The organism is Caballeronia sp. SL2Y3 (genome assembly GCF_022879575.1).
Classification (GTDB): domain Bacteria; phylum Pseudomonadota; class Gammaproteobacteria; order Burkholderiales; family Burkholderiaceae; genus Caballeronia.
Genome location: NZ_CP084261.1, coordinates 978,270 through 1,000,381, shown reverse-complemented (window position 1 = coordinate 1,000,381; position 22,112 = coordinate 978,270). Strand labels below are relative to the sequence as shown.

At 61.6% G+C, this 22,112-nt stretch carries 17 protein-coding genes and 1 pseudogene; 9 read left to right on the top strand and 9 right to left on the bottom strand.

The features are described from left to right. Positions 1-311: 311 nt before the first annotated feature. Entirely contained in the window at positions 312-1,415 is a 1,104-nt protein-coding gene (locus LDZ26_RS17915) for a GAF domain-containing protein (RefSeq protein ID WP_244849494.1), read from the top strand. Between the two features lies 1 nt (position 1,416). Here LDZ26_RS17915 and LDZ26_RS17910 read toward each other — a convergent pair whose 3' ends face one another. Next, positions 1,417-2,055: a LysE family translocator gene (locus LDZ26_RS17910; RefSeq protein WP_244849493.1), complete on the bottom strand. Its 639-nt coding sequence runs from the start codon at positions 2,053-2,055 to the stop codon at positions 1,417-1,419. A 239-nt stretch (positions 2,056-2,294) separates the two neighbouring features. Here LDZ26_RS17910 and LDZ26_RS17905 point away from each other — a divergent pair, with 239 nt between their 5' ends. From LDZ26_RS17905 to LDZ26_RS17895, 3 genes are all read left to right on the top strand, one after another. Then, positions 2,295-3,329, top strand: a complete 1,035-nt coding sequence (locus LDZ26_RS17905; protein ID WP_244849492.1) for an acetylserotonin O-methyltransferase — start codon at positions 2,295-2,297, stop codon at positions 3,327-3,329. 225 nt (positions 3,330-3,554) lie between these two features. Further along, positions 3,555-5,723 carry a hybrid sensor histidine kinase/response regulator gene (locus LDZ26_RS17900; protein WP_244849491.1) on the top strand — a complete coding sequence of 723 codons (2,169 nt, stop codon included), beginning with the start codon at positions 3,555-3,557 and terminating at the stop codon, positions 5,721-5,723. 75 nt (positions 5,724-5,798) lie between these two features. Next, complete coding sequence (locus LDZ26_RS17895; protein ID WP_244850301.1) at positions 5,799-6,530, top strand: phosphatase PAP2 family protein; 732 nt, start codon at positions 5,799-5,801, stop codon at positions 6,528-6,530. Between the two features lie 225 nt (positions 6,531-6,755). Here the strand turns inward: LDZ26_RS17895 and LDZ26_RS17890 are convergent, their stop codons facing one another. Further along, a complete protein-coding gene (locus LDZ26_RS17890; protein ID WP_244849490.1) occupies positions 6,756-6,929 on the bottom strand; it encodes a hypothetical protein in 174 nt (57 codons plus the stop codon). 204 nt (positions 6,930-7,133) lie between these two features. Between LDZ26_RS17890 and LDZ26_RS17885 the strand changes: the two genes are divergently transcribed. Both LDZ26_RS17885 and LDZ26_RS17880 read left to right on the top strand, forming a co-directional pair. Next, positions 7,134-8,225, top strand: coding sequence for a lipopolysaccharide biosynthesis protein (locus LDZ26_RS17885; RefSeq protein WP_244849489.1), 1,092 nt, complete (start codon positions 7,134-7,136; stop codon positions 8,223-8,225). Between the two features lie 207 nt (positions 8,226-8,432). After that, the gene (locus LDZ26_RS17880; protein WP_244849488.1) at positions 8,433-9,344 is read left to right on the top strand and encodes a LysR family transcriptional regulator; all 912 of its coding nucleotides are present in this window, start codon (positions 8,433-8,435) and stop codon (positions 9,342-9,344) included. A 9-nt stretch (positions 9,345-9,353) separates the two neighbouring features. On the opposite strand, the pseudogene LDZ26_RS17875 reads toward LDZ26_RS17880, so the two are convergent. The 5 genes and pseudogenes from LDZ26_RS17875 to LDZ26_RS17850 form a co-directional block, all read right to left on the bottom strand. Beyond that, a pseudogene (locus tag LDZ26_RS17875) lies at positions 9,354-10,657 on the bottom strand (MFS transporter). Positions 10,658-10,746: 89 nt separating this feature from the next. After that, positions 10,747-11,556, bottom strand: a complete 810-nt coding sequence (locus tag LDZ26_RS17865) for a class II aldolase/adducin family protein (protein WP_244849485.1) — start codon at positions 11,554-11,556, stop codon at positions 10,747-10,749. A gap of 115 nt (positions 11,557-11,671) precedes the next feature. Further along, the gene (locus tag LDZ26_RS17860; RefSeq protein ID WP_244849484.1) at positions 11,672-12,004 is read right to left on the bottom strand and encodes a DUF4148 domain-containing protein; all 333 of its coding nucleotides are present in this window, start codon (positions 12,002-12,004) and stop codon (positions 11,672-11,674) included. Positions 12,005-12,032: 28 nt separating this feature from the next. Then, positions 12,033-12,512 (bottom strand): DUF4142 domain-containing protein, encoded by a 480-nt coding sequence (locus LDZ26_RS17855; protein ID WP_244849483.1) that lies wholly within the window; start codon positions 12,510-12,512, stop codon positions 12,033-12,035. A gap of 239 nt (positions 12,513-12,751) precedes the next feature. Further along, on the bottom strand, positions 12,752-13,951 hold the full coding sequence (locus LDZ26_RS17850; RefSeq protein WP_244849482.1) for a diguanylate cyclase: 1,200 nt from the start codon (positions 13,949-13,951) through the stop codon (positions 12,752-12,754). 398 nt (positions 13,952-14,349) lie between these two features. On the opposite strand from LDZ26_RS17850, the gene LDZ26_RS17845 reads away from it, so the two are divergent. The 3 genes from LDZ26_RS17845 to LDZ26_RS17835 are packed head-to-tail and all read left to right on the top strand — an operon-like array spanning position 14,350 to position 18,467. Next, positions 14,350-15,438, top strand: a complete 1,089-nt coding sequence (locus tag LDZ26_RS17845; RefSeq protein WP_244849481.1) for an HlyD family secretion protein — start codon at positions 14,350-14,352, stop codon at positions 15,436-15,438. A gap of 7 nt (positions 15,439-15,445) precedes the next feature. Then, positions 15,446-17,020, top strand: coding sequence for a DHA2 family efflux MFS transporter permease subunit (locus LDZ26_RS17840; protein WP_244849480.1), 1,575 nt, complete (start codon positions 15,446-15,448; stop codon positions 17,018-17,020). Positions 17,021-17,027: 7 nt separating this feature from the next. Further along, on the top strand, positions 17,028-18,467 hold the full coding sequence (locus LDZ26_RS17835) for an efflux transporter outer membrane subunit (RefSeq protein ID WP_244849479.1): 1,440 nt from the start codon (positions 17,028-17,030) through the stop codon (positions 18,465-18,467). A gap of 82 nt (positions 18,468-18,549) precedes the next feature. Here LDZ26_RS17835 and LDZ26_RS17830 read toward each other — a convergent pair whose 3' ends face one another. Together LDZ26_RS17830 and LDZ26_RS17825 are read right to left on the bottom strand one after the other, a co-directional pair. Further along, the gene (locus tag LDZ26_RS17830) at positions 18,550-19,221 is read right to left on the bottom strand and encodes a CPBP family intramembrane glutamic endopeptidase (RefSeq protein ID WP_244849478.1); all 672 of its coding nucleotides are present in this window, start codon (positions 19,219-19,221) and stop codon (positions 18,550-18,552) included. Between the two features lie 57 nt (positions 19,222-19,278). Continuing rightward, complete coding sequence (locus tag LDZ26_RS17825; protein WP_244849477.1) at positions 19,279-21,987, bottom strand: ATP-dependent Clp protease ATP-binding subunit; 2,709 nt, start codon at positions 21,985-21,987, stop codon at positions 19,279-19,281. Positions 21,988-22,112 lie beyond the last annotated feature (125 nt).

Sequence of the window (22,112 nt, the reverse complement as noted above, 5' to 3'; positions counted from 1 at the left end):
TTTGTGTGTTCGCCGTGGTCTTCGGCGCCGCAGGCGTTGTGCGCCCGCGTCGTTTTTAGGAACTTCCGTTTTTACCAATTGTCGAGGTCTTGTCAAAGCGCCCGATGCGAGCCATAATTACCACGTGAGGAAGAAACGCGCGGTAATTGCGACCGAAGGCCGAAATAGACAGCGAAATGGCGTATTAAGAGTAGATTTAACAGAAGAATCGCGCAAGCTAAAACTTCCATTTCTATCAATTTCGGCGATTGTGCTTTTATCTGAAGGTAGCTATCGTTTGCGCCTCGTTCGCGCTTTATCGTAAGGACCGCATGACTAAGGAAGACGATCCCATTCTCACCACGCGCGACGTCGCGGCGCGCCTCGGCGTTTCGGTGAAGACCGCACAAACGTGGATCGAGCAGGGACAAATCGAATCATGGAAGACGCCGGGCGGACATCGGCGCGTGCGCGCGAGCGCGGTGGATGCACTGCGGGAGCAACTCGGCAACCGGCGTCCCGCATCGGAGCGTACAGAGAGCGCCGTGGCGCTCGTCGTCGCGTCGGATGCAGCGTTGCCGTCGTACGTGGAGGCGGCCGCGGCTGCGGGACTGCGCGCCATCGGCCAGAGCGATTCGCTCAACGCAATGCTCGACGCGGGCATCGCCATGCCCGCCGTGATCGCGGTCGAACTGATGCGCGGAGACTGGGAGCGCCTGTCGATGTGCCGGCGGCTGCTCAACTCGCGCGATCTCGCGCACATGCGCATGCTTCTCGTCACCGACATGTCCGCCGCGCAAATCGAAGCGGACCTGGGCGGCCTGTCGCGCGTTGCGTTGCTGCCAGCGCCCGCTGACAAGCCCGCTTTCGCTGCTGCGCTCGTTGCGTGCCTGTCGCTTGCGCCCCCGGACGATCAGGACGCGTCGTCTTATCCGGTAGCGGCGAACGAAGCCGCGCGCCTGCGGGCGGTCGAGCGCACGGGACTCGTCGATTCGGCGAGCGATCCCGAGTTCGACGAGGTCGTGCAGATCACAGCGGAGACGCTGCGTGTGCCGATCTGTCTCATCACGCTGCTCACGCCGGACCGGCAATGGTTCAAGGCGCGCTGGGGACTTAACGCTCAGGAGACGCCGCGTTCGTGGGCGTTCTGCAACTACACGGTCATGCAGAACGATGCCTTCGTGGTGGAAGACGCGGCGGCGGATGCGCGCTTCGAGGCCAATCCGCTCGTCACCGGCGAGCCGCGCATCCGCTTCTATGCCGGGGCCGCGTTGCGCGACGCAGAGGGCAACGCGCTCGGCGCGCTGTGCGCAATCGACCGGCAGCCACGCGTGATGGACGCGACGCAGAAGCGGCGGCTTGTCAATCTGGCGGCGCTTGCATCGAACCGCATTGCGCTCGTCACGCGCAAGCGGCAGGATCGCTGGAACAGGTAGTTCAGACGCGCGACATGAGCAAGCGGATGCCCGCTGCGCCGAATACCAGCGCGAGGCACGCATCGAGGCAGCGCTGCATGCGCGCGTACAGGCGGCGCGGCGCTGCCATCGAGAACAAGACCGCATACCCGCCGAAGACGCTCATGCCGATGCACACGCACCCCGCGACGACTGTCAGCGTGTGCATCGGCTGCGTTGCGGTGGATGAGCCGAGCGCGGCGACCGACATCCACACGAGAATGGCCTTCGGATTCGTGAGATGCAAAAGCGCGCCGCGCGCATAGAGCCGTCGCGCGTCCGTTACCGGAGCGTGTCCTGAAGCGGCGCGCACGGACCCACGCCACGCCGCGCGAGCCGACTTCGACGCGAGCCACAGTAGATACGCCCCGCCGCACATCTTCAGTGCCATCAGGAAGCCGGAATAGGCAGCGAGCGCGGCCGACAGGCCGAGCGCGGCTAGCACCGCCCACGTCAACGAGCCGGACATGACGCCCGCCGCGAACGCCAGCGCTGCGCGCCTGCCGGACGTGCTCGCGATCGACATGATCGCCAGATTGCTCGGCCCGGGGCCGGCCGTTCCCACGAAGTAGGCCGACCAGGCGAGCAACAGGTTGGCGTCGAAGAAGGTGTGTGCATTCATGGCGGATTTCTCTCGTTGGTTCGCCCGAGTTTCCGCAGGCCGTACCGGTCCGAACAGAGACAATCCGCTGCGGCCGGTACAGGCCAGTTCGGCCAGTTCGGGCCGCGATGTCTGCTCGCTCTGCGCGCCGGCCCACATACATCGCTTGATCCGAAACGGCACAGCGCCTACAGTGGACGCTGTGCTTTCGTCCGGCCTTAGCAGCCATTACGTATTCCTAATCGAATGAAGGATGCGATATGAACAAGCCGCCGTCGCCCGTCACTACCGATCAGCTTGCTCCTGAGAGGCTTCTACAGATAGGCATGGGCTTCTGGGCCTCCAAGACGCTGCTCTCTGCGGTCGAACTCGGCGTTTTCACGCAGTTGGCCTCCGGTCCGCAGGAAGGGGCGGAACTTGCCGCTGCCCTTGGACTGCATCCACGCGCAGCGAGCGACTTTCTGGATGCGCTCGTCGCTCTGGGCCTGCTCGACCGTGAAGGCACCGTCTACAGCAATAAGGCCGACACGGATCTGTTTCTCGACAGGGCCAAGCCGTGTTATGTCGGTGGATTGCTGGAAATGGCCAACGCGCGACTCTATCCCTTCTGGGGCGCGCTCACCGAAGCGCTCGTGACCGGTCTGCCGCAGAACGAAGCGAAGCGCGGCGGCAATCCGTTTGACGCGATCTATCGCGATCAGGCGTCGTTGCGCGGCTTCCTTCAGGGCATGACGGGCGTGAGCCTCGGGACGGCTCGCGCCATTGCGCAGAAGTTTTCCTGGGGCGATTACAGCACCTTCGTCGATATCGGCGCGGCGCAGGGCGCGCTGCCGGTGCAAGTGGCGATGGCGCATCCGCATCTGACGGGTGGCGGCTTCGACTTGCCGGCGGTCGGCCCGGTATTCGAGGAGTACGTCGCCGAGCACGGCCTGAGCGAACGATTGCGCTTCTATCCGGGCGACTTCTTCAAGGACGAATGTCCGTCGGCGGATGTTCTCGTGATGGGGCACATTCTGCACGACTGGTCGTTGCCGCAAAAACTCGAACTCCTTGGCAAATGCCATGCGGCCTTGCCTGTAGGCGGCGCGCTCGTGGTCTACGACGCGGTCATCGACGACGAACGCCGCGAGAATGCTTTCGGCTTGCTGATGAGCCTGAACATGCTGATCGAGACGCCGGGTGGTTTCGATTACACCGGCGCGCAATGCCGCGAATGGATGCAGCAGACCGGCTTCAGCAACATACGCGTCGAGCCGCTCGTCGGGCCCGATTCCATGGTGATCGGCTACAAATGACGCGATGCAGCGGCCGGCACTTGCATGGCGTCTTACCGTCCGACGCCTCCACGCGATTCGATGCACGGCAAGCGGCACATTTCCGCCGTTTCGCTTTTGCTCAGAAATAACGTCCCACTGCTGAAATCGCTATATATTGGGATCATCGAGGTGTTCGCGCCCGACGGTTCCCGTGGCAGTGCGTGACCCGAACTCGCGCGCGTCTGTGCAAGGACGGATTGCACAATGGACGAACAAGACGAAGTCTCTCTGGAGTTGCCGCCGCCGCATCGGAATTTTGCGGCGACGCGTGCGATCATCGTCCTTCTCGCGGTCATTTCGGTACTCGGCCCCCTTCTTTGCGTGTGCGGGTACGCCTGGTTCGACTACCACCGCAGGCTGTCCGAAGCATTCGACGAAGTGGATCGCCTGACGCTGGTCGCCGAAGAGCAGGCCGCGACCGTGCAGGGCCTGAACGCAGAAGTGCTCGACCGTATCGCCGAGCTCATGGGCGAGCAGAGACCGGACTGGATCGTCCGTCGGCAACAGAACGTTCATGAATCGCTCAACGCGATCGTCGGCCGCTTTCCGCAGATCGCGAGCGCCGCGGTCTACAGCGCAACGGGACAACTGCTCGCGAGTAGCCGCTTCTACCCGGTTCCGGACGTGTCGATCAGCGGAAGCGAGACGCTACAGGCGGCGTCACGTGTGCGGGGAGAACCTCATATCTCGCTGGCGCAACCCGGCTTCATTACGGGTAGCGACGTGTTCACGGTAAGCACTTCATGGGTCGATAACGAGGGTAGGTCGCTCGGCGTACTCGCAATCGCGCTACGACAACAGTACTTTCTGGACTTCTATCGCGAACTGACTGGAGGCGAGCCTTTCGTTCTCATCGGCCTGTATCGTGCCGATGGCGGAATACTGGCGCGCTTCCCGAATTCGCGGCCTCAAGCGACGTCGGCGGCGGACCCGGGAATCAAGCACGCGATTGTAAACAACGCGCGGTTCGGGCACCTGCTTTCGGTTTCACCGGTCGACGGGCGCGAGCGGGTGCTCGCCTACCGGCGCGTGGGCGGCTATTCGCTGTATGTCCTGGCTGGCATCGAGACCGCTTCTATCGCCGCTAAATGGCGCGCCAATCTAGTCGCCATCACGACCATCTTGCTCGTTCCTTGCGTCGTCGTATGGGTGCTGCTGTGGATGTCATTGCGTAGGCTCGGCGAAGAGGAAATGGCGTGGCAGAACTGGCATAGCGAAGTCAGCCGACGCGTGTCCGCCGAAGAATCCAACCGACAACTGCGCCGCATGGGCGCACTCGGTAACCTCGTGGCCAATGTCGCACACGACTTCAACAATCTCCTGATGGTCGTGAACGCGAACGTGGAGTTGGCGCGACGCAAGCGCTACATGAATCTCGAGAAGGAAGTGTCGGCCATTCAGCACGCGGCGAAAGGCGCGCAAGGGCTCGCGCGTCGCCTGATGACCGTCGCACGCAAGCAGCCGGTCAAGCTCCAGTGCCTGAACGTTTGCGAATGGCTCGAGACCATGCGCGATCTGATCGAGACTTCGCTTGGCGAGCACGTCGTGCTGGATCTTCAGCTCAAGGGTCGAACGGCCAGCGTCATGGTCGACCCTGTGGAACTGGAAGCGGCCGTCATCAACGTTTGCGTCAACGCCAAAGACGCGATGCCACTCGGTGGGAAATTCACGGTTCGCTGCGAGTCCATCACGCTCTCGGAGCAGACGTTCGACTTGCCGCCCGGCGATTATGTGCTGCTGCGCTTCACCGATACCGGCAAAGGCATGACCGATGCGGTGCTGCGGCGCGCATTCGAGCCGCTCTTCACCACGAAGGCGGAAGGAGCCGGCACCGGGTTGGGACTTGCGCAAGTCATGGCGACATGCGAGCAGGCGGGCGGCACCGCGCGCATAGAAAGCGCGCCTGACCGCGGGACGACGATCAGCGTCTACCTGCCGCGTGTCGAGTGCGAGGAGGGTCGCGCCGAGGCTGCTGCCGAAGCGCTTCCGGATGAGGCTGCAGACGGGTTGGCTTCCGGCGTCAGCGTGCTTCTCGTCGAAGATAATCAAAGCGTCGCTGATGGCATTGCCGCGGTGCTCGACGTCCTCGGTTGCACTGTGCGGCATGAGTTGACGGCCGACAGTGCGATCGCACTGCTAGAAGGCGGATACCACGCCGACCTTGTGCTTTCCGACGTTCAGATGCCCGGCAAGCTCGACGGACTCGACCTCGCGGAATACGTCCGCAATCGTTGGCCGAGTCAGATGATCGCGCTCATGACCGGCTATGCGCAGGAATTGAGACGCGCATCCGAAGCCGATGTTGTTATCCTTGCCAAACCATTCGACATTAGCGAGCTGCAATCGGTGGTGAAGAGCTGCGCGCGCGATTGATACCGGGCGCGCGGAGTGGATTGGCGGGTGTTAAGCGAGTCATAAGCTACAGCATCGGAATATGCGTTGGCGCTGATGTCAAAAAAACTAGACGTACGGAGACAAAACCGGGTGAACGCTCTCGACTCGTCCATTCAACTTTGGCTGCTTCACATTCTCCCTTCATCAGGCCTCTTTGCTCACGCGGTCGGCGTGGTGGCGGAGTTCTATCTGTTCAAGGGGCTTATTCCGCTCGCCATCCTGTGCGCGATCTGGTTCAAGCAGGGCAGTACGTCGAGTTACCGTCGCGAGATGGTGATCGCAATTGTGCTATCAGCACTGCTTGCCTTCGCCGTCGGACGCCTTCTTGCGCTCGTCTTGCCATTTCGGCTGCGGCCGATGTATGACCCGGCGTTTGCTTCGAGCTTTCCCGGCGCGAGCCACGCAGGCGATCACCTGCGACTGTGGAGTTCGTTTCCCAGCGACCATGCGGCACTGTGGATGTCGGTCGCAGTGGGTATCTTCCTCATCTGGCGATGGATCGGTGTGCTGGCCGTGTTGCATTGCCTGCTGCTCATCTGCTTGCCGCGCGTGTACCTGGGGCTTCACTATTTCACCGATGTCGTTGCAGGCGCGCTGATCGGAACGGCTGTCGTCACGCTGATGACGCGCGCCCCAATCAGGACGCGATTCGCGCCGCGCATCGTGAGCTGGGTGATTCGACGACCGGGCACGGCATCCATGCTCGCATTTGTTTTCTTCTTCGAACTCGCCACGATGTTCGATGAGCCGCGACTGCTTGCCATCGCGCTCTACAAGATGCTCTGACGCATCGCTAAGGCACGCTGCCTCGTGTCTGCACTGCGAGCCGCGATGCATTTCTGGCGGTTAGCTCTGCTACGTCAACGCCTATTCTCCATACGAATACGCGATAACCCTAAGTCGCCCGAACTACTCAGCCGCATCTCGTGCATGCATACGCTACTCAGGCGACAACTGCATGTCGCACCGGCAGAAATAACCCATTCGGAAGTTTCTTCCTGCTGAATATTTTCAGGCGAATTTTTTTCTGAAATCGTTGTTTACAGTCATCTCATTAGACGATAACCTTGCTTCCGTGCTGACCGATTCGGAAAAGGATGCCTCGAACGAAGCGGTTAGCAAGACGAGTCGGTAAGTAATACCCTTGAACCAGTTTGCATCGGTGACCATCAGTAGTGCGGTCATCGGCCTTCCTCGGCAGGCAATCGTTTGCTGGCTTCACCGCCAGCGCGACAGGAACCAGGCATAGCTCTACGGCCGGTTCAACGCAGTGCGACCGAACCGGTTCCCCAGTAAAGCGAAATACGTTCTTGGTCGTCGGCATGTCATGCCGGCAACCTACTCAAACTCTGCGAGCGAATGCTCGCTCCTTAGTACTGCCAAGTGATCATGAACAACATTCAAGCTACGCAATCCCCGAATTTCCTGTCCAAGGCGAAGGCCGCAACGTTTGCAACCGCAGTGGTCCTGAGCGCGTTGCTCACGGCTTGCGGCGGCGGTGGTGAAGCCGCTATCGATGCCGCAACCAACAAGTCCGCCGATCTGCCGCAGGCAACCGATAAGGCAGCGACCACCGGCTCCATCTTCTATGGCGCGAACGGCCATATCACGAACGGCGGCGCGTATGACAGCACTGCGTACGCAACGCAGCTTGCCCACCTTCAGGACCTCGGCGTGAAGATCTACCGCAACGACGTCTACAGCCAGGCGTCCGCGAAGGTTGTCGCTACGGTTGCGAAGACGTTCGCCGCAGGCGGTGTGCAGGTTTATCCGGTGATCATGCTTGGCCTGAACTTCAACAGCGAGCAGGCGGCCTACAACGCCGGTTACACGCTCGGTCAGCAGACTGCGCAAACGTACAACTACACGTACTACGAAGTGGGCAACGAGATGGAAGCCCACACGCTCGCCGGCAACTACGACGGCAATGTGTGGAACCACTACAGCAATCAGCCGTTCACCATCGCGCGTGGCGCGATCCGCGGCATGATCGCCGGCGTGAAGTCGGTCAACAGCTCGGCGAAGATCATCGTCGACGGTACGTGGAAGCACACCGCGTTCTTCCAGATGCTGGCAGACGGCTCGCAGCCGGACGGCACGCATGGTCACCCGACCGTCAGCTGGGACATCACGGCGTGGCACTGGTATTCCGACCAGGGCGACATGACCCACGCCTGCGGCAATACGGGTTGTCACGACGTCCTCGGCGTGCTTCAGTCGATGGGCAAGCCGATCTGGATCAACGAATTCGGCGTTCGTCCGACCTACGGCACCTACTCGTCGATCGCGTCGTACATGACCGGCAGCCTGATGATGCAGCAGTTCTACAACAATGCGGCCAAGTACAACATCCAGTCGATTCAGGCTTTCGAGATGTATGACGACAGCGAAGGCGCATATGGCCTGATGCAGGGCGACGGCAAGACGCAGAAGCCTGCTTTCACCGCGGTCAAGAACTTCATTGCAACTCACCCGAAGTAAGCAGTCGAAAGGGCCTCCGGGCCCTTTTTTTATGTTCGAATGTTTATGGCGGTGTAGTTCGCATTCCGAAGTAAGGAGCCGAAGCGCCGCGCTCGCAGCGCTGTTGCGAAAGAACCCCGCGAACACCTCGTGCAAGTCCCGGTATCGCAACGTGCTGTCGCTGGTTATGATGCTGGCTTCGAATCCCGCACAGGCTCGCATTGCCACATGAAGGACGAACGCCTCGTCGAAATGAGGATATTCAAGGCCGTCGCGGAGACCGGCGGCTTCACGGCTGCGGCGCTCATGCTGGATCTCCAGCAGCCGTATGTCAGTCGCGCCGTCTCGACGCTGGAAAAGCGTCTCGGCGTCGCGTTGCTCAGGCGCTCGACGCGCCGTCTGCAGGTCACGCAGGAAGGGCAGCAGTATCTTGCGCTCTGCAAGCGCATTCTCGATGAGATCGATGTCGCCGAAGCGCAGCTCTCGCGCGCGGGACAGCATATGACGGGTGGCATCCGCGTCACGGTGGCGACTTCGTTCGGCATGGACCAGATCGTGCCGCTCATTCCCGGCTTTCTCGAACGCTATCCGGGGCTGCGCGTTCGGCTGTCGCTGTCGGATACGCTCGCGGATGTGATCGGCGAAGGGTTCGATGTTGCGATCCGCATGGGCAGTCTTCAAGACTCGAATCTGGTGAGCCGCAAGCTGTGTCATCTCCAGCGCGTGGTGACTGCTTCGCCTTCCTATATCGCGCGTCACGGCGTGCCGTTGACGCCCGCGGATCTCGCGCACCACAACTGCCTGATGTGGGAGCCGCCGATGGACCATTTGAATCATTGGCCCTTCGTGATCGACGGCGAGCGCACTTCCATGCTCATCAACGGAAACTTCCAGACGAGCAGCGGCGTGAGTTCGGTGTATATGTGCCTCGCGGGCGTCGGCATTACGCGCATGGCGGAGCATATGGTGCTTCCGTCCATTCGCAGCAACATGCTCGTGCCACTTCTCACGGACTTTCAGCCGAGCGACGAAACCGCGATCTATGCACTGTATCCGCGCGATTCGTCGCTTCATCCGCGAGTCCGGGCGTTCATCGACTACATTGGCGAAAAGCTCGAGCGGCCGCCGTGGGCCGCCTGAGCCATCGCGCTATTTGTCGTCCAGCGTATTCGGCAGGCGCATCGTCATGGCCGCACCGAGCACGAGGAATGCGGAAATCACATACATGCCGACGTCCGACCTGCCCACAGTCACGTTCAGCATGCCGACGAGATACGGCGACACGAACCCGGCGATATTGCCGACCGAGTTGATGAACGCGAGCGCCGCAGCCACCGATGCGCCGACGAAGAGACTCGTCGGCAACGCCCAGAAAAGCGCGACGCACGAATACACGCCGGCCGCAGCGATGGAAAGACAGACGGTGGTCACGACAGGCCCCGCCGACAACCACATGCTGGCGGCGAGCCCTACCGCGCCGACCAACATGAATAGCGCGAAGTGCGCGCGGCGGCCGCCGGTGCGATCGGCGCTGCGATTGGAGAAGTAAAGCGCGATAGCCGCGACGATATTCGGAATCGCAGAGTAGAGGCCGATGGCGAAGGGGTCGGTTACGCCGCTGCGCTTGATGAGCGACGGCATCCAGAAGCCGAGTGCATAGAGGCCCATGATGAGGCAGAAGAAGATGGCGCAGAACTGCCACAACTTCCGGTTCGCGAGGAACGCACTGGCGCTCGAATGATCGATCTTGCCTGCGTTCTCAGCGCGGATCTCCGCGAGTACGTCTTTGCGCTCGTCTTCGGTAATCCAGCGCGAGCGGGCGGGGTCGTCGTCGAGAAACGCCAGGACAATGAAGGCGAGCACGACCGCCGGAATGGCTTCGATCAGAAAGAGCCATTGCCACGCGGCGAGATGTGCGTTGCCGGAGAATGCGTGCAAAATATAGCCGGAAATAGGGCCTCCGACGACGAAGGCCAGCGGCGCGCCCATCACGTAGATGGACATGGCGCGGCCGCGATAGCGTGCCGGAAACCACAGCGTGAGCAGATACATGATGGCCGGCGCAAAGCCGGCTTCAGCGGCGCCGAGCAGGAAGCGCGCGATGTAGAACATCGTCGGCGTCTTCACGAAGATCATTGCCGCCGAAATGACGCCCCACGTCAGCATGTCCGCGCGATCCACTTGCGCGCGCCGACCTTTCGCATGACGAGATTGCTGGGCACTTCGAAGAAGAAGTAGCCTGCGAAGAAAATGCCCGAGCCGAGGCCGTAGATGGCGTCGTCGAAATGCAATGCATCCAGCATCTGCAATTTGGCGAAGCCCACATTCACGCGGTCGAGATACGCGACCAGATAGCAGATCAACAAGAGCGGCAACAGCCGCCAGTAAGCCCGGTAATAGGTGCGGCTCGTGTCGGCCGGCGTGACGGCTTCTTCGCCATATAGCGCTTCCATGCTTGTCTCCGGTATAGTTTTTTGCGCTGCTTGCGGCATGCGCATTCAAGCTTTCGCGCATGCCGGCCCTGCGGGGACACCTCGTTGAATCAGTCGAGGTAATCGGGCTCCTGTTCCGCGATCTCGTAGAGCATGGTCTGAAAGTGCAGCCAGCTGATGAAAGAGTTACCGAGATGCTCGTGCGAGTATTCGGCGAACTTGGGATCGATAGGAATCGGGCGCGATTCAGTTGCGTCCATCAACAACTGCATCTTGCAGCAATGGTCCAGAGCGATGAAGGTCCACACGGCGTCGTCGATGCTGTGCCGGCTCGCCGTGAGCAGCCCGTGGTTCTGGTGAATGATCGCCTTGTGCTCGTTGAAGGCGCGCGCGATCGGATTGCCCGACTCGTTCGCCACCGGCACCTTGCCGGCGCCATCGCGCACGACGGTATGGCTCCCGTAGAACATGCACGCGTCCTGTGTCACGTAATCGAGCGGCTTGCCCATGGCGGCCCACGCATCGCCGTGCACGGTATGCGCATGGCATGAGCCGATAATGTCCGGATTTTCCGCATGAATCGCCGAATGCAGCACGTAGCCCGCGCGATTGACCGCGTATTTCCCTTCGATAACCGTGCCCGAATGATCGACCAGCACCAGTTGCGAGGTCTTGGTGCGCGACCATGGCACGCACATCGGATTGGTCCAGAAGAGCTCCGGATGCTCGGGATCTCGCACGGTCAGGTGTCCGCCGAAACCGAAGCTGAAACCGTGGCGGGCGAATATGCGGCACGCTGCCGCGAGATGTTCCTTGCGATACCTGCGCTCCTCGGCGGAAGTCGAAAACTTGGGCTCCTGCGGGAAGATCAGGCCATCCTGCGTCGGGCTATAAATCGATTCCTTGGCGTCCATTAACATGCAAGCGTCTCCTCGTTGATGTTCGAGGGGCCAGTATAGAAGCGGATTTCCGGACGATTCAGGGGCCGTCAGGAATAGGTTCTATGCATGTGCAAGGGCAAATGGATGACGCCGGCTACTTCGGTGGCTTGCTTGAGCGGGGTGCTTGTTTCGGGGCGGCGTCGGGCTTGCAGCCGGGGTCCTGCAAGCGGGCCCGCGCCGCGTCGACATCGTTGGGGTAGGTGATCTCGTCGGCGACCGGGTTGTACCCGGCGCATCGATAACGGTCGAGGTCCGAGCGGACTTGCTCGCGGGTGGGGTCGGTGGAATCGGCGTGTGCCTCTAAAGGCAATAGCAGTCCGAGCGACAAGGCGCAGAAGACAGCGAGGCCAGCCGTCGTGCGTTTGCCATTACGGTGCCAGTCGCGTAGCAAAAGCGCCCGGCATGGGGCCGTTTTATTGCGAGCCATTCGAGTTCTCCGTGCTGTCAAGCGCCGGCTACTGCGCCGATGATATCGGCAACTTCTGCGGCAAGTTTTGCAGAAGCTGAGTGGCATGTTGGAGATGATTCTCTCCGATCGGCACGCCTCGCGCCGCGAACGCTTTCACCTGCGCGTCTTCGCCGTGCTGCGCTTCGCTTGCATACAGCGCATTGCCCATCTGATGAATATGCACCTGGGCGATCGCATATTCGCGGTCGAAGGCCGCGCCCGTCATGGTTCCGAGCTCGTCGTATAGCGTGCGGTTCGCCGGATCCATCGCCTGTAACAAGCGAACGTGTTTCTCATCCGCAATCTGGGACAACTCGCCGTTGATGCGCGTATGTTCGGCTACCATTTTCTGCCCGAACTCACGGACCGCCGGTGAGCCACCGCGCTCGGACGCGAGCTTGCCGAGATCGACCTCGGCCTTGCCGACGCTCGCTGCGGTCAGCATGAATTGCTGGTCCGTGGGGCTGACCTGCGCGCCGGACTGCATCAGACGGCAACCCGTGGCTGAAAGGGCGGCTGCGCAGACGAGGGACGCGAGAACCGCTCGACTGTATGGCCGCTCTCTAAGCGCGCCCGCCGCCTTTGTATCCGTATCGCCTTGATAAGCCGGGTGCGCCGGCGCTTTCGAATCCTGACACGTCGCGCTCTCCGTTCGGGTTTGCGTTGCTGACAGCAAGCGCAGCAAAGCGCGGTCCACGAGCGCGGCACATTGCGGTGGCCTTATTGCTAAGACTTGAGTGCCGTATCGAGTATGCGAGAACCGGTAACCGGAAGCACTTCCCGCGCGAGTTCGACGCGATTGCGGCCATTGTCCTTCGCGCGATACAGCGCCTCGTCCGCCTGCTTCAGCAACTGCTCGATGCTTGCATCGGCGGCGCCGAGGTAAGCCACTCCGATGCTGCACGTATAGGAAGGCAGGGCCGAATCGCTCGTGCTCGCAATGCTCGTCTGCAATGCGCGTGCGAGCCCCACTGCCTCGTGGACACTGTCGCACGGAAACAGCACGGCGAATTCTTCCCCGCCCCAGCGTGCGAACTGCGCTTCGGGAGGAAGCGAAAGACTCGCACGTCGCGCGAAGTCCACGAGAATCTCGTCACCCATCGAATGACCGTACGTGTCGTTGATCTTCTTGAAGTGGTCGAGGTCGATCAGCAACAGCGAGAGATAACGCCTCACCTTGCGAGGCGCTTCTCGCGACATGGTGTGAGCGCCCAGAAGGGCGCGTCGATTGAGCAGACCCGTGAGAGGATCGATGCGCGACAGTTGTTCGAGATGAACTCTCAGCCGGTTGACGGCTGTGAGCATGAAGCCGACCGTGATGCTCAGCGACATGAACGCGCCACTGCTCAAGTAGACCATTTGCATCCGGTCGTGCGCGTACAAGCCTTCGTGCGACGCGTCCGGTTGCAGGGACGTCAGGACTCTCGCCGATGCGATGACCGTTTCGAACGCGAACAAGGTGCCGACGACCTTCGCCCCGCTGTCGTCCCGGCCGAAGCGCAGCAACTCATACGCGAGGCGCGCGAAAAGCAGTGTGAGGATCACGTTCGTACACAACGCACGCCCGAAAGGCGTGAAGTGCACCCACGTCATCCAGCTGAGACTGACTGCATCGACGATAGTCAACGCTGCAATGAGCCGTATGAACGTTGGACGGCCGAGGTAGCGTTGGCTACCGATGAGCCAGAGTCCGATGCTGCCGACGATACACGCATTGCCGACGACGACCGATAACCAGTCGGGCAGCGCACCGCGCAGCGCCATCACGAATGCGGCGGCAGAAAAGAGCAGCGAGCCCTGCGCCCATTGCGCGACACCTAGAATCGTTCTAGGGAATGTCCTGCCGATGGAGGACATGACCAGGGCCATCAGCCCAGGCATCACGGATGCCATCAGCAGGACGGTACGCAAGTCGAACGTTGGCATGATGGGCTTGTCGGTGCGCGATGAAATGGGTTTCTCAAGCGTGGTATCGCCGCCATGAAGCCTTGAGGCTTGCAAGCGCAGACAAGCGTGGGCGAGGTAGCCGTCTCCGACGCAACTGGCGGTGGACTCCTTGCGCGTACTGCTGGTGAGGCTCTGTCTACTTGCGTCGGTCAAGGACAGTTATCGGCGTTACGAGGCGAAACTTTAGATAAGCGCGTGTCGTCATGGCAGAGTCGGCAATTGCGGACTATTCGCGCATGATTATTGTCGCGACGACATTTGTCTCCTGCCGCCAGTGCTTCTTGACATAGTGCATACGCACAGATACTCTCCCGTGCTATCGAAGCACTGTAAGCCGCTTCTCATCGGACGAAAAAGTGCATACGCACTCAAGCGAAATGACGACCCCCTCCACGCAACTCCCATCGACGACCGCGCCTCCAATGAGCCGGCCCGCGCGCCGCATTCCCTGGATGCTGCTCGCGCTCGGACTGGTCGCGGCCATACTCATCGCGGCGCTCACTTACTGGGCGCTCGTTCTGCGTTTCGTCCAGACGACCGACGACGCCTACGTCGGCGGCGATGTCACCGTGCTCGCGCCGAAGGTGAACGGCTTCGTGACCGACGTTCTCGTGCAGGACAACCAGCGCGTGACCGCAGGGCAAGTGCTCATTCGTCTCGATGCCCGCGATTACGACGCACGTCTCGCCCAGGCGAATGCCGAAGTATCGAGTGCCCGTGCAGCCGTCGAGGAACTGCGCGCGAAGGACGCATTGCAGGCCGACTTGATCAATCAGGCACAGGCGGAAGTGCGCGCGTCAACGGCCGAACTCACGCGTAGCGGACAGGACCGCGTGCGTTATCGTGAGCTCGTGAAGGACGACGCGGTGTCGAACCAACTCGTCGAACGCGCGGACGCCGACTACAGCAAGGCGCAGGCGTCGGTGGACAAGAGCGGGGCATCGCTCGTCGCGGCGAAGCGTCAGTTGTCCGTGATCGACGCGCAGATCGCCGATGCACAAGCACGCGTGGCGACCGCCGAAGCCGCGCGGCGGGTGGCGCAACTGAACGTCGAATATACGACCATCCGCTCGCCTGTGGACGGCTATGTCGGCAATCGCACCGCGCGCGTCGGCGTGCTGGCGAACGTCGGCACATCGTTGCTCACCATCGTGCCCGCGACCGGCCTGTGGGTCGATGCGAACTTCAAGGAAGACCAGCTCAAGAAGATGCGTGCCGGTGACGAGGCCGATGTGGAACTCGACGCATCGAACATTCCGTTCACGGGCCACGTCGAAAGTCTCGCACCCGCGACGGGAGCCACCTTCAGCGTGCTGCCCGCGGAGAACGCGACGGGCAACTTCACGAAGATCGTCCAGCGCGTGCCTGTGCGCATTCGGCTCGACGTGCCGAAGGGCGCCGAGTCGGTGCTGCGTCCCGGCCTGTCCGCGACGGTGAAGGTGCACCTTCGCAAGCACAACGGTTGAGGCACTCATGAACCGAAACGTGCTCGACAATCCGGCTGAAGCGCCCGTGAGGGGGCGCGTCTTTGCCTTCGCGCTCATGTGCCTCGGCTTTTTCATGGCGACGCTGGATATCCAGATCGTCGCGTCATCGCTGAAGGATATCGGCGGCGGACTATCCGCTAGCCAGGACGAGCTGTCGTGGGTTCAGACGTCGTATCTCATTGCGGAAATCCTCGTCATTCCGATGTCCGGCTGGCTCTCGAAAGTGTTCTCGACGCGGTGGCTCTTCGCGGCCTCCGCCATCGGCTTCACCGTGACGAGCATGCTGTGCGGTCTTGCCTGGGACATCGACTCGATGATCCTCTTTCGCGGCCTGCAAGGCGCGCTCGGTGCAGCGATGATCCCAACAGTGTTCACCACCGCGTTCGTCCTCTTTCCCGGCAAGCAGCGGATCATTGCCTCGACGACTATCGGCGCGCTTGCATCTTTGGCACCGGCCATCGGCCCGGTCATCGGCGGATGGATTACCGACCAATGGTCGTGGCACTGGCTCTTTTATCTCAATCTCGTGCCGGGTCTGGTCGTTGCCGTGCTGGTGCCGAAATACGTGCATATCGACAAGCCTGACCTCACGCTGCTGAAGAAAGGCGATTATTTAGGCATCCTACTCATGTCCGGATTCCTCGGATGTCTGGAATACGTGCTGGAAGAGGGCCCGCGCAAGAACTGGTTCGGCGACGGCGCCATCATCGCGTGCGCGTGGATCTCGGGCATCTGCGGATTTCTGTTCATCGTTCATGCGTTGACGGCGAAGGATGCCATCGTCGACTTGCGGGCGTTATGCGTGCGCAACTTCGGTATCGGCAGTCTGCTTTCCTTCGTGACCGGCATCGGCATCTTTACGTCGGTCTTTCTCACGCCGGTGTTTCTCGGCCGTGTGCGCGGCTTCGATTCGTTGCAGATCGGCATTGCCTTGTTGTCGGTCGGATGCTTTCAGTTGGCATCGATCGGCGTGTACGGCTACGCGTCGCGCATCATCGACATGCGTGTACTGCTTGTTTTCGGTCTGATTTGTTTCGGCCTGGGCTGCTACTTCTACACGCCGCTGACCAATGAATGGGGCTGGCAGCAACTCCTGTTGCCCCAGGCCTTGCGGGGCATCGGCCAGCAATTCGCGGTGCCGCCCATCGTGACGATGGCGCTCGGTTCGCTGCCGCCATCGCGTCTCAAGTCGGCTAGCGGGTTGTTCAATCTGATGCGCAATCTCGGCGGCGCGATAGGTATCGCGGTGAGCGCGACCATGCTCAATGACCGCTTGAATCTGCATTACCTGCGGCTGGCCGAAAACGTGACCATCGGACGGCCCGCCATCGAAGACGTGCTCGCGCGCAGTTCCGCGCATCTCGCCGCCGTTGCAGGCGATGCCCTCGATGCGACGCAGGCCGGTCTCGCATCGCTCAACGCGATGGTGCTGCGCGAGGCGCTCGTTCTGACCTTCGCCGACTGCTTCTATGTGCTGGCGCTGTGCTTTTCCGTGGGGATCGTCAGCGTGCTATTCGCGCGGCCTATCGGCAGCGCGCCGCCGTCCTCGGAAGCGCATTGAGGACATTATGAAGAAAATATATTTAGCCATACTAATGATGTTCGCGCTTGCGGCCTGCGCGGTGCAGCCCGCCACCCACGCCGACTTGCCCGCCACGGTGCGAACCACCGCGCCGGCCGACTGGAGCGTGAACGTGCCTACGGCAGACACAGATGCCGCGACATGGTGGAATCAGTTCAACGATCCCGTCATGCACGCACTCGTCGCGTCCGTGCTAGACAGCAATCTGGATCTGCAAGCCGCAGTCGAGCGCGTAAAGCAGGCGCAGGCTTTGACGACGCAGCGTCGCGCCGCGCTCCTGCCGCAGCTCGATGCCAACGCAGGCGCTTCCAATACGCGGCAGAATACGCCGCCGCCGTTAGGCTACGTTCGTGAGGCGGGATTCGGTCTCGCACTGAGTTGGACGCCAGATGTGTTCGGCGGCGAGCGGCTCGAACTGCTTGCGTCGCAGGCGCAACTCGTCGGGCGTGAGCATGCGGCGGATCAGATCAGGCTCGCGCTAGCGGCGGATACCGCATCCGCTTATGTGGACCTGCGGTGGGCGCAGGCCGAACTGAAGATCCTTCAGGACAACCTGGTCATCCGCGAACGCGCGCTGAAACTCACGCAGCGGCGCTTGCAATACGGTCTTTCGACGCAACTCGATGTCGCTCGCGCGCAGAACCAGTTGAGCGATGTGCAAGCGCGCATTCCGCGCACGAACGCGACCATTCAACATCAGCTGAGCCTGATCGCGGTGTATGCGGGCCGCACGCCGGAATCCGCCGATAGCTTGCTGCTTGCCGATGCAGGGGCCACGCCGGTCATACCGGTGCCTGCGCAAGGCGCGCCGCAGATGTTGCCGTCGGACGCGCTGTTGCATCGTCCGGATGTGCTTATCGCTTATGCGCAGGTTCAGCAGCGCGCCGCCGAAGTCGGCGTCGCGCGCGCCGAGCGTTATCCGAAGTTCTCGCTGCGGCTGACGGACGGCTTGCTCGCGTCGTCGTATCTCGGCTTGCCGACGCTCACCGACAACCTGTTCTCGGCCGCGCTCAACGCGACCAGTCCCATTTTCAACGCGGGCCGCATTAGCGCGGAAATCGAGCAAAACGAAAGCCGGATGCGCGAGTCGGAATCGAACCTGCGTCAGACGCTGCTTCAGGCGTTGAAGGACGTCGAAGACACGCGCAGCGATCTCGTCAGCAGCGCCGATCAGACAGCGCGTCTGAACGATGCGCTCGCCGCGTCCGGGAAATCGCTCACGCTTTCGACGCAGCTTTACAAAGGCGGCGCGGCGAGTTTTCTCGACGTCCTCGACGCGCAGCAAGCGTATTTGCGCGATGCAGACGCGCTCAATCAATCGCGCCGCGAACACGCGCTCGCGGCCGTGGCGATGTATCGGTCGCTGGGGGGCGGGTGGAGCGTGACGAACGATGATGACGCCATCCGCACTGCGATGAGTCGGTGAAACCTTTTGCGGTCATGCCCGCTCGCGGGACTGTCTTGCGGCTATTCAGTTTCGACCTACGCGCAACAGTTGGTGATGCTAACTAATGCTGCCAGGACGAACCCGAATAGAAATACTGTCCTAGCCCTACGGTGAACACGAGGCAGCCATACAACGCATGCTCGAAGCAAGCCAGTGCGAGCGATCGGCGCTCTCGATAAGTTGCGGCGAACAATGCGCCGCCGATAGCCGTCATCGCGGGCGCGACCCAGTTAAGGAAGATGACGTGCGCATAGCCGAAAGCCAAGGCGGACGCGGCGATATAGCCTCGATTCGCGCCGAATAGCGGCTTATAGCGGTGCAGCAGGAAGCTGCGGAAGATCAGTTCCTGTGGCCACACAGACAAGACCGGGTAGAGCAGCATCACGAGGAGCCACGTAGCAGGATGCTCGCGCGGCAATGACAGCAACGCATGTGGCGAGAAGTGCCACACGGCCAAAACGACGAGACACGAAAGGACGGCGAAGCGCAGCATCACGGGCCTGAGTCCAGCCCGAAAACGGCGCCAGTTCCAGTCGTTCTCATAGACCGACGGTCTTCGACGTCGCTCGAAGTAGTGAATGCAAAGAGGCGCGAGCCAAATTATGGCGAGGAGCACGGCGGTTCGTCGCGTGCTCAGGATGAAGACAGGCAGGCCCGTATAGAGCGCGAGGAATTCGGCCCATAAGGCAAGCGGCCTTGAAGTGAGTTTCGTATCGTTGGCGTGGCGATGCATGGGCGAGCGAGGCCTGCTATAGGCGCCGACTACCGCGCTCACCCATATCGAACTCACTCACGGCGTAGGCGGTGCACCAAGATCGGCGGCGGTCTTGCGCTCCGCATCGAAAACAATGCGCCGCGCTTCCCGATCGTACACGCATCGCACGCGCGCGCCTTCGACGATATCGCCCTTGAGCATCTCTTTCGCCAGTTCGTTTTCAATGAGTTGACGAATCTGCCGGCGCAATTCCCGCGCGCCGAATTCCGGCCGGTATCCGGCTTTTCCGAGGTATTCGACGACCGATCCGTCGAACTCCAAATCGATGTCCTGACTGTGCGCCATGCGCCTGACGTGCTCCAGTTGCAATTGCACGATCTGCCGGATTTCCTCACGTCCGAGCGACTTGAACAAGATGATGTCGTCGATGCGGTTCAGGAACTCGGGCCGGAAATGCTGACGCAGCACGTTCATCACGCCGCTTCTCACGGAGTCGTCCGCGTCGCTGTCCGAACTCGTGAAGCCGAGGGTCGCGCGCCTTTGTCCCGCGATCACGTCGGACGCGAGGTTGCTGGTCGCGATGATCAGCGTGTTGCTGAAATCGACCACCCGTCCTTTGCCATCCGTGAGGCGTCCGTCGTCGAAGACTTGCAGCAGCACGTTATAGACAGCGGCGTGCGCCTTCTCTATCTCGTCGAGAAGAATCACGCTATACGGACGCCGGCGCACGCGCTCGGTCAGTTGCCCGCCTTCTTCATAGCCCACGTAGCCGGGCGGCGAACCGATCAGCCGCGACACGGCGTGACGCTCCATGTATTCGCTCATGTCGACACGCAGCATGGCGTCTTCATCGCCGAACACGACTTCGGCCAATGCCTTCGCGAGTTCGGTCTTGCCCACGCCCGTCGAGCCGAGAAAGAGAAAGACCGCGATCGGCCGGTTGCGTCCCTGAAGGCCCGTTCGCGCGCGCCGCACTGCATCGCTTACCGCGCGCACGGCTTCCTCCTGACCGATCACGCGTTCATGCAGGCGCGCCTCCATGTTCAGCAGCCGCTCGCGCTCCTGCTCGGTCAACTGAGTGACCGGAATGCCCGTGAGCGTCGCGACAATCTCGGCGATCTGCGTCACCGTCACATTCGACGTATTCGTGCCGATGCGCTTCTTCCATTCGTCCGTCGCATCGTTGAAGGCTTTCTGCTTGCCGGCGATCTCGGCATCGAGCGCGTGCGCGCGGTCGTATTGCTTGCGCGACGCTGCGTAGTCCTGTTCGCGGCGCAGTTGCGCGAGTTCGGACTCGAGTTCGAGAATGGCCGCGGGCCGCGACGTGGCCGATAGATTGACGCGCGCCGCTGCCTGATCGACGAGATCGATTGCCTTGTCCGGCAGAAAGCGCCCGCTGATATAGCGATCCGACAACTCGGCTGCGGCGACAATCGCATCATCCTGAATCGTCACCTTGTGATGCGCTTCGAGGCGGTCGCGCAAGCCGCGAAGAATGTTGATGGTTTGCGCGACGCTCGGCTCGGGAATCAGCACGGGTTGAAAGCGCCGTTCGAGCGCCGCGTCTTTCTCTATGTGCTTCTGATACTCGGCGAGCGTCGTCGCGCCGATCAGGTTCAGTTCACCGCGCGCCATCGCGGGCTTGAACACATTCGCGATATCGAGTCCGCCTTCGCCGCCGCCCTGTCCCGCGCCGACGATCGTATGCACCTCGTCCACGAAAAGCAGCAACGTCTCGCGGTTGGCCGTAATCTCGTCGATGACCTGCTTCACGCGTTCTTCGAACTCGCCGCGATACTTGGCGCCCGCGACCATCGAGTTCACGTTCAGTTCGATGAGCCGCTTGTCGCGCACCGACTCGGGCACATCGCCGCCGATCATGCGTTGCGCGAGACCTTCGACGACTGCGGTCTTGCCGACGCCCGGCTCGCCGATGAGCACCGGATTGTTCTTGCGCCGACGGGCCAGAACTTCCACCATGGTTTCGATCTCGCTTGCCCTGCCGATCACGGGATCGAGATGACCTTCGCGTGCGAGCGCGGTCAGGTCGCGGCTGAACTTGTCGAGGTTCGGCGTGCGCGAAGGCGGGCCGTCTTTGTTAGGCGGCCCGCCCGCGCCGACCGTTTGCGTCGTCAGCCGCCGCAGCGCCTGCGCGTCCACGCTCATCTTGCCGAGCAATTGCCCGGCGAAGCTGTCCGGCACTTCGGACAGGCCGATCAACAAGTGTTCAGGCCCGATGTAGCTATGCCGCAACTGACGCGAGGCCACGAATGCGCGGTCCAGCGCGCTCTTCAGGCGGGGCGATACGCCGATGGCGCCGCTTGCGGGCGGCGGCACGCCTTCGCGGCGTTGCACGTTCGCGTCGATAAAGCGGCGCACTTCGTTCGCGTCGATGCCAATGTTCTTCAGCATCGACTGCACGACGGCGTTATCGGCAAGCTCGTACAGAAGGTGCTCGGTATCGACTTCCGTACGTCCGAATTGCACGGCGCGTTCGGCCGCGCGCATGAGCATTTCTTTCGCGCTGTCGCTCAAATAGCGCTCCAGCCCGACGCCTTGCGCGCTCGTCTCGCGCTCGGGCGAGACGCGCTGCGCCGCTGCATCGGGCTGGCCGGGGTTATCGCTCATGAAGAGCGCTTCGAAAGGGGATAAGGCGCGTTGATGTCGCGTCAACTGCGCATAGTGAAAGTCGCAGACATTCAGGACGTGCCGGCGGCCATCGCGCAGGACCGCCAATCGAACGGTCGCCGGCCGGGCGCCGCATACATCGCACATATGAGGCATGGTTCGTTTCCCTGTCTCTGAACAAGTGAAGGACGCGCATGCGCGCAGACTCACAGGGCGCGCAACGTTCGTACCCGGCAACGCCAGTGCGGCGCGGCGATTGCTTGACGCAGCAATCCGTTCTG

Coding starts and splice junctions, on each gene's coding strand:
- LDZ26_RS17895 (WP_244850301.1), top strand. CDS start 5,799: ATGTCAAAAAAACTAGACGTACGGAGACAAAACCGGGTGAACGCTCTC.
- LDZ26_RS17860 (WP_244849484.1), bottom strand. CDS start 12,004: ATGGCTCGCAATAAAACGGCCCCATGCCGGGCGCTTTTGCTACGCGAC.
- LDZ26_RS17850 (WP_244849482.1), bottom strand. CDS start 13,951: ATGCCAACGTTCGACTTGCGTACCGTCCTGCTGATGGCATCCGTGATG.
- LDZ26_RS17835 (WP_244849479.1), top strand. CDS start 17,028: ATGAAGAAAATATATTTAGCCATACTAATGATGTTCGCGCTTGCGGCC.
- LDZ26_RS17845 (WP_244849481.1), top strand. CDS start 14,350: ATGACGACCCCCTCCACGCAACTCCCATCGACGACCGCGCCTCCAATG.
- LDZ26_RS17890 (WP_244849490.1), bottom strand. CDS start 6,929: ATGACCGCACTACTGATGGTCACCGATGCAAACTGGTTCAAGGGTATT.
- LDZ26_RS17905 (WP_244849492.1), top strand. CDS start 2,295: ATGAACAAGCCGCCGTCGCCCGTCACTACCGATCAGCTTGCTCCTGAG.
- LDZ26_RS17885 (WP_244849489.1), top strand. CDS start 7,134: ATGAACAACATTCAAGCTACGCAATCCCCGAATTTCCTGTCCAAGGCG.
- LDZ26_RS17825 (WP_244849477.1), bottom strand. CDS start 21,987: ATGCCTCATATGTGCGATGTATGCGGCGCCCGGCCGGCGACCGTTCGA.
- LDZ26_RS17880 (WP_244849488.1), top strand. CDS start 8,433: ATGAAGGACGAACGCCTCGTCGAAATGAGGATATTCAAGGCCGTCGCG.
- LDZ26_RS17855 (WP_244849483.1), bottom strand. CDS start 12,512: ATGCAGTCCGGCGCGCAGGTCAGCCCCACGGACCAGCAATTCATGCTG.
- LDZ26_RS17840 (WP_244849480.1), top strand. CDS start 15,446: ATGAACCGAAACGTGCTCGACAATCCGGCTGAAGCGCCCGTGAGGGGG.
- LDZ26_RS17830 (WP_244849478.1), bottom strand. CDS start 19,221: ATGCATCGCCACGCCAACGATACGAAACTCACTTCAAGGCCGCTTGCC.
- LDZ26_RS17865 (WP_244849485.1), bottom strand. CDS start 11,556: ATGTTAATGGACGCCAAGGAATCGATTTATAGCCCGACGCAGGATGGC.
- LDZ26_RS17900 (WP_244849491.1), top strand. CDS start 3,555: ATGGACGAACAAGACGAAGTCTCTCTGGAGTTGCCGCCGCCGCATCGG.
- LDZ26_RS17910 (WP_244849493.1), bottom strand. CDS start 2,055: ATGAATGCACACACCTTCTTCGACGCCAACCTGTTGCTCGCCTGGTCG.
- LDZ26_RS17915 (WP_244849494.1), top strand. CDS start 312: ATGACTAAGGAAGACGATCCCATTCTCACCACGCGCGACGTCGCGGCG.